The sequence below is a fragment of the Aestuariivirga sp. genome, from assembly GCF_044238155.1.
In the GTDB taxonomy this organism is placed as follows: Bacteria; Pseudomonadota; Alphaproteobacteria; order Rhizobiales; family Aestuariivirgaceae; genus Aestuariivirga.
Genome location: NZ_JBIIDX010000131.1, coordinates 1 through 9,856, shown reverse-complemented (window position 1 = coordinate 9,856; position 9,856 = coordinate 1). Strand labels below are relative to the sequence as shown.

Here is a 9,856-nt window from a genome sequence, read left to right as displayed (position 1 = left end):
GTAGACCTTGAGGGCCTCGACGGGCGTAGTTTCGTCGATGGCGGTATACTGGTGACGCTTGATCGGCTTTCCGTCTTTTTCCCGGAAGATCAGGAACTTGACGTCAACCTGGATTTGATGGCCCGGCACCTGTTGCTGGTAGCGGGTGGTATGGACCTTGCGGAGCCTCGTACCTCATGGGAGCCGGTTCAGGCCATTGCGCTTGAGGATGCGGGATACGCCGGCTCCGGAGATCTTGATGTCGTGGTAGCGCGCCAGATACCAAACGATGCGCATTGGCCTCAGATGGTAGGTCTTCCGCAGGTGAAGTACCTTCTCGACGATCTCTGGCGGTGTGCGGTTCCTGGGGTTCTTCGGGATCGGCCTCCCGCGGCTTAGACCAGCCTCGCCATACTTCTCCAGGGCCGCCTTCCATCGGTAGAAGCTGGCTCGGCCAATGCCGAAGTACCGGCAGGGCCGGCCGACATGCCCCGTCTCCTCGGCATGCTTCAGGATCCTCAACCTGCGCTGAATCTCGCGATCTTTCTGGGTCATCGAAGACATACTCCCGGCCCAACAGGGCCATGAAACGGGATGTCTCACAGGATCGTAGATATCTACAATGACCTCGGTCGAACGCTCCAACGACACGAGTTGGACCTGATCAAGGACTGGCGCCTAGGGCAGTAAGGATGGGTTCGGGACCTAGTGCCCCATAGCCGACGAATGGCCTGTCATGCATGATGATTACGAACAGCAGGAGACTGGCTGCCGTCGCGATCGCGCCCAGTAAAACTCTTGCGGCGATTCGAAAGTCTGCATGGCTCATGGCAACCACGACAAGCAGCGTTATGATAAGGCCTTCAACGAGAGCCCACTGGCCACCGCTTACCCTGTCCTGAGCGATTGACAAGCGCTCCTGGCGGGCAGTCGACAAGTTATCGTACTCCGCGAGAAGTCGACTTTGCTGCACCTTGTCTCCATACTCTTCTGTGGGCCAACTGATGATCGCAGTGTAGATGTTCTGCAAGGACTACTTAGCTCTTGTGCTGCCTTGCTCCATGAAAAGCGATGGCGCCCACCACGCAGAGAAGTGAAAAAATATTGGCACTGGGTGAAGCCAGTACATGAAATCTGGCGGCGCTAGCACGTTTGTGCTCCTCCTTCTGACTTTACTCACTCGCAAGCATCAAGCCAATTGTCACTCGACGAATGGCTTGCCGAGCCGGCTTCTCCCCGAATTCTGTTGTAATTCCAAATTTCTTTCAAGTTTCAGATATGGTGGATGTCTGTGGCAACTGCCGCCAAGTAACTCATCTCCAAGATCGCGCGGGACTTCGCGCGTGAAGTTCTGGGGTTCGTCTGCTATCCAGTCGGTCTCACTCACGGCTCTACTTCTCGTCCTCGCCGGCGGTAGCCGGCGGGTTGGATAGTTACTCACGTTCGGGCCGTCACTAAGCCCATCGCTTACGGTTGGTTTAGCCGATGGCAGCACGGCCTTCGGGCCTCCGAGGTCAGGTCGAGCAGCCACCATGATGTGGGCACCTGCCGCGGCACGACAGCAGTTTCCGCTGGCTTAGCGGCCCACGACGATTCCTCACGTTGCAGGCCTTGCCGCGTGTTGTTCGAGGTTGCCCTGCCATCAGTTTCTGCTGTCAGTGCTCCTGCTCGACGCGGCCTTCGAGAACAGCCGCTCCCTGCTGGCGCATGTGCCCCAAGATATTGCCGTCGAGCAGCGCGTTCGCTTTCCCAGAGGTCACGTCGACGTAATATTCTCCAACTCCGCATTAGTTGCTAAAGCGAGACCAACCCCATGTAGTCAAGAATTTCATTATGCTAGTAAAGATCGAATAATTGGCATAAATATTGCAATCCAACACATCTAGTGCAAACGTCCAACAAACCAAGAATCGGGGGGAATTAGGAATGTCATCAAATACTGTGGGTTTTCAGCGCGCCATTGGCGTGCGACAGATGCGGCTACTTGCATTGGGGTCCACAATAGGCGTCGGCTTGTTTCTGGGTTCTGCATCGGCAATAAAACTCGCAGGTCCATCGATTCTTCTCGGTTATGCCGTGGCGGGATTGGTGGCGTTTCTGGTGCTTCGAGCGCTCGGGGAGATGGCCCTTCATTCTCCAGTCACCGGTTCTTTTGCCCAGTACGCAACCAACTATGTCAGCCCCTTCGTTGGATACCTGGTTGGTTGGGGGTATTGGCTTTACTGGAGCATCATCGCAATCGCCGAGGTTACTGCCGTCGGCATCTATATGGAGTATTGGTTTCCTGGCTCTCCGCAGTGGATTTGGGCATTGAGTGCAATCGTCTTCATGGGTGGAATAAACCTGACGGCCGCAAAGGTCTTTGGCGAATTCGAATTCTGGTTTGCTCTGATAAAGGTTGCCACGATCCTCATCATGATAGCGCTGGGAGCTTTCGTAATCATATTCGGATTCCCAGGCGTATGGCAGCCTGCGGGCATCTCTAATCTGACGTCACATGGCGGTTTTGCACCGAACGGGCTGCTGGGGCTGGTGTTCGCCATGCAGATGGTGATTTATGCATATGTTGGCGTGGAAATGATAGGCATTGCTGCTGGCGAGGCCAAGTCGCCAGAGACCACCATACCTATGGCGATTGATTCTTTCGTTTGGCGCATCATCATCTTCTATGTTGGATCACTCTTCGTTATCCTGTCGATCTTTCCGTGGAACGAGATCGGCGTGAATGGCAGTCCCTTTGTTCAGGTTTTTGAAGGCATGGGCCTGAAAACGGCGGCAGGCGTTATCAACTTTGTCGTAATCACCGCGGCATTGTCATCATGCAATGGCGGAATATTCAGCAGTGGTCGCATTCTCCATACGCTGTCAAGCAATGGCCACGCTCCAAGCACGTTTGGCGTGCTTTCGAAGTCCGGCGTGCCTGCGCGCGCAATGTATATGACGATCTTTGTCTTGTTCATTGGTGTTCTTCTGAATTACTTCATTCCGTCGCACGCCTTCGAATATCTCACTGCTGCGGTAACCTTCATCGGCATCCTGATCTGGATGACTATCCTCTACACCCATTGGCGCTTCCGTCAGGACCAGGCGGCCAAGGGCCAACCCTTGGCTGCCTGGAACATGCCTGTCTGGCCCTTCTCGGCTGTGTTTGCGGCGCTCTTTCTGGCGGGAGTTGTTGTGATCCTGATTGCTTCCGAGGCAACGCGGATAACCGTAGTTGTCGGCATGGCGTTGCTGGTGCTCATTGCAATCGGTTACCGCTTCACGAATTCAAAGTCGGCTACTCGCTAACGTATGGCATCTGCTGTGGCCTGGCGACAGGCCACAGCACTTCGTTTGATCAGGGCTCTTCCGAGTCAGAATCGATACTTCACGGTGCCGCGAACCAAGCTGAAGGCATAGTCCATGCTTCCGCTGTCACGAACATCCTGCCAGATCGCTTCATCTCCGGCGTTCGCGAGATTGACATCACCATCGACGTGCCATTCGTAGGAGCCCAAATCCACATACAGATATTCGAGGCCGACCGTCCAACGGTCGACGCCATACTCCACACCGCCCCCAAGGGTCCAACCAAAGGTCCAGCCATTATCCGATCCGTTCCAATTGAGAAATTCAGTCCCATTGGTAGCCTGGAAATCAGATGACGCCTTTGCATAGCCATAGGCAAATCCACCTGTCCCGTAGAGCAGGATATTGTCCATCGCATATCCAAGGCGCCCTCTTATCGTGCCGAACCATTCGCCAGTTGCCTCAAGGCGTTGTGTTGCAAGCGTTGCATCGGGCGTAAGAACTGGGTTCACGATGCCATTGACATTCCTGGTCCGGCTTGAACTAGCATCGAAATAGCTCATGTCGGCCTCCAGTCCCAGGACGATGCTGCTGTACTGCCAATTGTACCCTACGCTGACCCCCCCAGTGAAAGCCGCATCCGTCGGGTCAAAATCAAAAGCCATTTGGTTGATGAGAGCCGAGGTAGCAGGCGGTATCGTTCCGGACCCGCGATACGCATATTGGCCAGAAATCGCGCTGTCGTTTAATCCTGCACCGAGATTGGCGCCAAAGTATGCGCCCCGCCAATCGAAGGACGCTGGTGCAAATCCAAGGTCAGATGCTGTCGCGGTTTGCGTCAGAACTGAAATCGCCGTCATCGAAAGAACGGGAAGGAACTTTTTCATGAGAACACCTCAGTTGGGTTCGTTCATCAAACCTCAACCAAGAATGGCATTTAAGGGCTAATGACAGGTTAACCGCACCCAACTCCGAAGGAGCCAGTCCGAACAAATGCGAACAAATAAGAAGGCTCCAACCTGACGGAAGCACAAGGCAAGGCGCACATTTTGCGCCTTTCAGTGTCAGTGTGATCTCTAAAGCGGGATCAGTTGCATGGTCCCGGCGGTCAGCCGTGTGCCATCTGACGTGATCGGACTGCAGACGGACGGTGTCCCCTTGGGCAGAAAGCTCGTCGGATTCCGCGCCTCGCACAATTTACCGTCAGACGCCTGCCAAATGCCTGTACCAGCACCCTTGCCGGCCTCATCATATTCAAAGGTACCGTCCCTGTAGAACATAACGGTTCCTTTTCGGCCCGGCATCGCGTAAGTGAATTTACGCTCTCCTAAAACTCGGCTGATGTCTGCTGCCGTCATCGGGCCAATAGGAAGCGCCTCGGGCGGCGCCAGCGGAGCTGTCGTAACCGCGGCCGCAGGCGCAAGATCGGGCTGCTGCATCCCCCCTGTTGAACACGCGGCTACTGTCAGGCCTAACAGGGACAGCACGAAACAAGATGACGCGACAGAGTGACCCAGATTCATGACGATCACACTCCTTCGGCGAGCACGACCACTCGCGTACCGATCGGGGCGCGGCGATAAAGCTCGATCACATCCTGATTAATCATTCGAATGCAACCTGATGATGCGTTGTGTCCAATCGACATGGGGTCCGTGGTTCCATGAATTCGATAGAGTGTGTCATTGCCGTTCTGGAACAGATAAAGAGCACGAGCGCCAAGCGGATTATCCGGACCTCCTGGCATACCATTCGCCCATTTGGCCTTTTCCGGGCTGCGCGCGATCATGTCCCTGGGCGGAGTCCAACGCGGCCACATCACCTTTCGACCGACATCTGCCAGTCCGGCCCATCGAAAACCGTCCTTGCCAACCGCGCAACCCCAACGCACTGCCTTGCCGCCCTGAAGAACCAGATACAGCTGCCGCGCGCGAGTGTCGACGATTATGGTGCCAGGCCACTGCCGTCCGGTGTAGTTTACGACAGTTGGCCGAAAGGCTTCTGGCAACTTGCTGTAGTTGAACGGCGGCAGTGGAAAGGGATCATCCTCGCTACCCACCGCCCGAGCGGAAACCGCTAACGGTGCCGAAAAAAGGGCGGCTGACACTCCGGTCAGGACTGCACGGCGGGAAATCATCATGGTCCTCTCGTCAGGTACCCTGTTGTCAAAAACTACGTACCAAAATGCGGACCAAACGCTAAGTACTTATTAACGATATTGCCGATTGCCGTCAAAGAACCACTGCCTTTGCGTGCAGGATTTGAGCGGGACAATCTTAGATTGCCGATGGGTAATCCCGCCACTTCTTGTCCACAGGCTCTGATTCGGACTGAACCGGGGCATGCGGCGCTTGCACTTGTAGGTAATCTGCGCTTCTGCCTAAGCTTTGCCATTCAAGTGGAGCAAGGGCATGAAGATTCTCGTGATTGGTGGCGGCGGCATGGTGGGGGCGAAGCTTATTGGCCGCCTGGCCAAGGACGGGCAGCTTGGACATGCGCAGATCACCAGCCTCGTCCGACAGGACATTGTGCTGCCTGCGCCACCACCAACTGCAGTATTTCCAATCGATACTCACTTGGGCGATCTTTCTGTTCCTGGAGAGGCCGAAAAGCTGATTGCCTTGCGACCGGACATCATCTTCCATCTTGCGGCAATCGTTTCTGGTGAGGCGGAAGCGGACTTCGAGAAGGGTTATCGGATCAATCTGGACGGAACGAGGTATCTCTTCGAGGCAATTCGCAAGGCTGGCAACGGCTATAGGCCGAGGCTGGTGTTCACATCGTCCATCGCAGTGTTTGGGGCGCCCTTTCCTGAGGCCATACCCGACGATTACTTCACTACGCCACTCACCAGCTACGGAACGCAAAAGGCTATCTGCGAGCTTCTCTTGACCGACTATACCCGGCGTGGATTCTTCGATGGGATCGGACTTCGTTTCCCGACCATTTGTGTTCGCCCTGGCAAGCCTAACCTTGCAGCATCCGGGTTCTTTTCAAACATCATCCGCGAACCGCTGGCGGGCCACGAGGCCGTTCTGCCCGTATCGGAGGATGTCCGGCACTGGCACGCATCGCCGCGGGCAGCTACTGGATTTCTGCTGCATGCGGCAACCATGACTCTCGGTGAGTTAGGTAACCGCCGTAATGTAACGCTGCCCGGGGTTTCCTGCACGGTGGGTGAGCAAATCCAGGCGCTGCGCAAAGTGGCTGGCGACCGGGTCGTGGCAAGGATCCGACGGGAGCCCAATGAAACCATCATCAGAATCGTTTCAGGCTGGCCGAGGAATTTCGAGGCGCGCCGCGGCCGGGAACTCGGCTTCACCGCCGAGACAAGTTTTGAGGAGATCATCCGCGTTCATGTTGCGGACGAACTGGACGGCAAGATTGCTTGATGTCGATCCTTGCCCGACCTGATCTCCTTGCTGACTTTGCAACCAATGTTCTGATCGCGTCAGGCGCCGACAGGCCCTCTGCTGAAGCCGCCACCTGGGCAATGATGCATGCCTCGCTGCATGGGGTGGATAGTCATGGAATTCGGCTCCTGCCCTGGTATGCCGATTGCCTGCGCACAGGTGTTGCGAAGGGAAGCCCCGCGCTCCGGGTGGAACAGAAACGTCGAGCAGCCACTTTGGTCGACGCTGACGACGGGCTTGGACACATTGCCATGTATCGGGCGATGGATGAGGCCTGCGCCATCGCACGAGACTGCGGGATCGGTATGGCAAGCATTATCAATTCCACCCATTTTGGCGCCGCCGGCGCCTACACTCTAGCGGCAGCTCAAGCAGGCTTTATTGGCTTCGTCGCCTCCAACTCGGGAGCTTTCGTGGTGCCGCATGGTGGGAGCCGACCCATTCACGGTACAAGCCCCCTGTCACTGGCTGCACCCAATAGCAATGGCGGCGATCCCTTCCTCCTCGATATGGCGACAAGCGCCATTCCATGGAACAAGGTTCTCCGTTTCCGGACCGAAGGCCTGGAACTGCCACAGGGAGTGGCAGTCGACAAGGCGGGCGCCTTTGTCACTGATCCTCATCAGGCTGTGGCGCTTGCTCCGGCCGGGGGGCCAGATTTTGGCTATAAGGGGGCGGCTCTGGCCGGCATGGCAGAGGTGCTTGGTGCCATATTGACCGGCATGCGCCTGTCATCTGAGTTGGACGGCCTCGCACTGGCCGATACAAAGGTTGGCCATTTCGTTATGGCAATCGACCCTACCCTGTTTATGCCACTCGAGGCTTTTTCTGCAAGGCTGCAGACCTATCTCGATGGTTTCAAAGCGCAACCCGGAACCTATGCTGCTGGTGGCCCCGAGTGGGAGCGCCGCCGTCGGCGCGAGAGAGATGGAATTCCGCTTCCCGATGGTCTCTCTGCCGAACTGGCCACTGTTGCCGCAAGTTCAGGCGTCGCCTTTCATATCTGATGCTTGCTGAGCAAAACGAGAACCGAGCACAGGGCATCCTGTGGATGCTTGCGACCATGTTCTGCTTCATCACACTTGACGCGATCATGAAGCATCTGCTCGAGCACTTGCCCCTCGTGCAGGTTACCTGGGCGAGGTTCTTCTTTGCCACTCTGGTGGCCATCATCGCGTGCGGACGGCGTCTTCCGTCTCTTGTCGTGAGTCAGAATCCGAAACGCCAACTGTTGAGGTCTGTCCTGCTGATGACAACCACGGGTCTGTTCAATGCAGGAATCCGATCGACTCCTCTCGCCACGGCCACGACGATCATGTTTCTGAACCCGATACTGGTGACTGTGCTCTCGATTCCGGTTTTGGGCGAGAGAGTGTCGCTCAGCCGCTGGTCTGGGGTCCTTTTTGGGCTTGCCGGAGCTATTCTCGTTGTGCGGCCATGGACAGAAGGAATGGGTGCTCATGGCTATGGGGTCTTGTTCCTTCTGCTCGCAGCATTCTTTAACGCCAACTACCAGATTCTGACGCGTCAGGTTCGCAGAGATGATCCTTTGACCTCCCTGCTTTACACTGCGGCTGCGGGAGCCGCCGTAACCAGTCTGATGGTTCCATGGTTCTGGGCGTGGCCCTCGACTTTCGAGTGGAGTCTTCTGGTCTTGAGTGGTGTAGCAGGCGGGCTTGGCCACCTGTGCCTGATCCGATCCTTTGGTTGTGCCCCAGCATCCGTCGTCGCCCCCTTTAGCTATTCTTCGCTCGTTTGGGCCACGATATTTGGACTTGTGATCTGGGGTGATTGGCCTGACATCTGGACCTGGGCCGGTGCCGCGCTTATCATCGGATCAGGTTTATACATATTCAACCGGGAGCGGACGCCAGATGAAAACCGTTGATTTCACAGCCATGAAGGATGGCAGTCGGGAAGATTACCTGTTTCTCCAACCGCTTGAGGAAGATCACATCCGCGGGACAGCAGACCGCGTGCTGCGCGAACTTCAATTGCAGGAGTCAGAGACGCTGCCAGGTTACAAGATTGCCCGTCTTACACATGGTCTTCAGGCAGCAACGCGTGCTTGGAGGGAGGGAGCCGATGTTGATTGGGTTGTAGCCGCACTGCTCCATGACATCGGCGACGGACTCGCTCCGCAAAACCATGATCGGTTTGCTGCGGAGATCCTTCGTCCCTACCTCCGAGAGGAGGTTGTCTGGACTGTCGAACATCATGCCGCTTTCCAGATGTACTATTATGCGCACCACTATGGGTGGAACCAGCACGAGCGCGAAAAATATCGTGGGTCACCCTACTTCCAGTCCTGCGTCGAATTTTGCGAGAGATGGGATCAGTCGTCATTCGACCCGGACTATGAGACTGCTCCACTCGAATTCTTCGTTCCGATGGTCCGGGAAGTCTTTTCGCGCAAGGCCTACGACCCAGCCATTCGGCAGGAGGGCTTGGTCAAGGGGCTGCCGCTGTTGCCGGCCAACTTGATCTAGGATGGCCGCGACACCAAACCAGACGCGCTGCGCCCTCTCCTGCTGAAAGGTGACTGAAGCGCCGCTTCGTCCGAAAGAGTGATATGACCTCGTTTTCCCGTGGCAACTTGATTGGTGTTCTGTGCCTGTGCTCGGGGGTATTTGTATTCTCGCTCCAAGACGCAATTTTGAAGAGCCTGAGCGGAGACTACGCCGTTACTCTTGCCATTGTTCTGCGTTCAATTGTCGGACTGCCGCTGCTTGCCCTGATGGTTCATTTCGAGAGCGGACTGACATCGTTAAGAACCAAGAACTGGCCATTGCTGGTCCTGAGGGGAGCAATCCTGCTCATCTCCTATACAACCTACTATCTGGCGTTTCCGACCCTGCCGCTGGCAGAGGCCATAGCACTGTTCTTTACGGCACCAATTTTTGTGACGCTTCTGGCTGCCGTTACGCTTCGCGAACATGTCAGCCTAGGTTCATGGGGAGCGGTAGTACTGGGATTCATAGGCGTCGTGGTCATCCTGCAGCCGGGATCAAGTTTGTTCAAGCCTGCTGCTCTGCTCAGCCTTTTCAGTGCAGCGGCGTACGCTCTATCGATGATCCTCGCACGGCAATTCGGTTCGCGGGACTCAACCACGGTCATGGCCTTCTACGTTAACGCTGTTTACATGATCGTAGCCGCCTTAATGGCCCTCGCCT

General features: G+C 56.1%; 10 protein-coding genes and 1 pseudogene. 6 read left to right on the top strand and 5 right to left on the bottom strand.

Going from position 1 to position 9,856, the window contains the following annotated elements:
- Both ACILRN_RS13095 and ACILRN_RS13090 read right to left on the bottom strand, forming a co-directional pair.
- Positions 1-534, bottom strand: a pseudogene (locus tag ACILRN_RS13095) (helix-turn-helix domain-containing protein); the annotation flags it as partial.
- Between the two features lie 109 nt (positions 535-643).
- A complete protein-coding gene (locus ACILRN_RS13090) occupies positions 644-916 on the bottom strand; it encodes a hypothetical protein (protein WP_395688955.1) in 273 nt (90 codons plus the stop codon).
- A 989-nt stretch (positions 917-1,905) separates the two neighbouring features.
- Here ACILRN_RS13090 and ACILRN_RS13085 point away from each other — a divergent pair.
- Entirely contained in the window at positions 1,906-3,270 is a 1,365-nt protein-coding gene (locus tag ACILRN_RS13085; RefSeq protein ID WP_395688953.1) for an amino acid permease, read from the top strand.
- A 65-nt stretch (positions 3,271-3,335) separates the two neighbouring features.
- Here the strand turns inward: ACILRN_RS13085 and ACILRN_RS13080 are convergent, their stop codons facing one another.
- The 3 genes from ACILRN_RS13080 to ACILRN_RS13070 form a co-directional block, all read right to left on the bottom strand.
- The gene (locus tag ACILRN_RS13080; protein ID WP_395688951.1) at positions 3,336-4,157 is read right to left on the bottom strand and encodes an outer membrane protein; all 822 of its coding nucleotides are present in this window, start codon (positions 4,155-4,157) and stop codon (positions 3,336-3,338) included.
- A 189-nt stretch (positions 4,158-4,346) separates the two neighbouring features.
- Complete coding sequence (locus ACILRN_RS13075) at positions 4,347-4,793, bottom strand: hypothetical protein (RefSeq protein ID WP_395688949.1); 447 nt, start codon at positions 4,791-4,793, stop codon at positions 4,347-4,349.
- A 5-nt stretch (positions 4,794-4,798) separates the two neighbouring features.
- Positions 4,799-5,410: a L,D-transpeptidase gene (locus tag ACILRN_RS13070; RefSeq protein WP_395688947.1), complete on the bottom strand. Its 612-nt coding sequence runs from the start codon at positions 5,408-5,410 to the stop codon at positions 4,799-4,801.
- Between the two features lie 271 nt (positions 5,411-5,681).
- Between ACILRN_RS13070 and denD the strand changes: the two genes are divergently transcribed.
- The 5 genes from denD to ACILRN_RS13045 form a co-directional block, all read left to right on the top strand.
- The gene (gene denD, locus ACILRN_RS13065; protein ID WP_395688945.1) at positions 5,682-6,662 is read left to right on the top strand and encodes a D-erythronate dehydrogenase; all 981 of its coding nucleotides are present in this window, start codon (positions 5,682-5,684) and stop codon (positions 6,660-6,662) included.
- Positions 6,662-7,690 (top strand): Ldh family oxidoreductase, encoded by a 1,029-nt coding sequence (locus tag ACILRN_RS13060; protein ID WP_395688943.1) that lies wholly within the window; start codon positions 6,662-6,664, stop codon positions 7,688-7,690. The genes denD and ACILRN_RS13060 overlap by 1 nt, the downstream gene beginning before the upstream one ends.
- Positions 7,690-8,571, top strand: a complete 882-nt coding sequence (locus tag ACILRN_RS13055) for a DMT family transporter (RefSeq protein ID WP_395688941.1) — start codon at positions 7,690-7,692, stop codon at positions 8,569-8,571. The genes ACILRN_RS13060 and ACILRN_RS13055 overlap by 1 nt, the downstream gene beginning before the upstream one ends.
- Complete coding sequence (locus ACILRN_RS13050; RefSeq protein ID WP_395688939.1) at positions 8,558-9,172, top strand: HD domain-containing protein; 615 nt, start codon at positions 8,558-8,560, stop codon at positions 9,170-9,172. Before ACILRN_RS13055 ends, ACILRN_RS13050 begins: the two co-directional genes overlap by 14 nt.
- 83 nt (positions 9,173-9,255) lie before the next feature.
- A partial coding sequence (locus ACILRN_RS13045; RefSeq protein WP_395688937.1) for a DMT family transporter occupies positions 9,256-9,856 on the top strand: 601 nt, incomplete at its 3' end.

What these genes read in the sequence shown, in the direction of transcription:
- ACILRN_RS13085 (WP_395688953.1), top strand. Translation starts at nt 1,906, where the DNA reads ATGTCATCAAATACTGTGGGTTTTCAGCGCGCCATTGGCGTGCGACAG.
- ACILRN_RS13080 (WP_395688951.1), bottom strand. Translation starts at nt 4,157, where the DNA reads ATGAAAAAGTTCCTTCCCGTTCTTTCGATGACGGCGATTTCAGTTCTG.
- ACILRN_RS13075 (WP_395688949.1), bottom strand. Translation starts at nt 4,793, where the DNA reads ATGAATCTGGGTCACTCTGTCGCGTCATCTTGTTTCGTGCTGTCCCTG.
- ACILRN_RS13070 (WP_395688947.1), bottom strand. Translation starts at nt 5,410, where the DNA reads ATGATGATTTCCCGCCGTGCAGTCCTGACCGGAGTGTCAGCCGCCCTT.
- denD (WP_395688945.1), top strand. Translation starts at nt 5,682, where the DNA reads ATGAAGATTCTCGTGATTGGTGGCGGCGGCATGGTGGGGGCGAAGCTT.
- ACILRN_RS13060 (WP_395688943.1), top strand. Translation starts at nt 6,662, where the DNA reads ATGTCGATCCTTGCCCGACCTGATCTCCTTGCTGACTTTGCAACCAAT.
- ACILRN_RS13055 (WP_395688941.1), top strand. Translation starts at nt 7,690, where the DNA reads ATGCTTGCTGAGCAAAACGAGAACCGAGCACAGGGCATCCTGTGGATG.
- ACILRN_RS13050 (WP_395688939.1), top strand. Translation starts at nt 8,558, where the DNA reads ATGAAAACCGTTGATTTCACAGCCATGAAGGATGGCAGTCGGGAAGAT.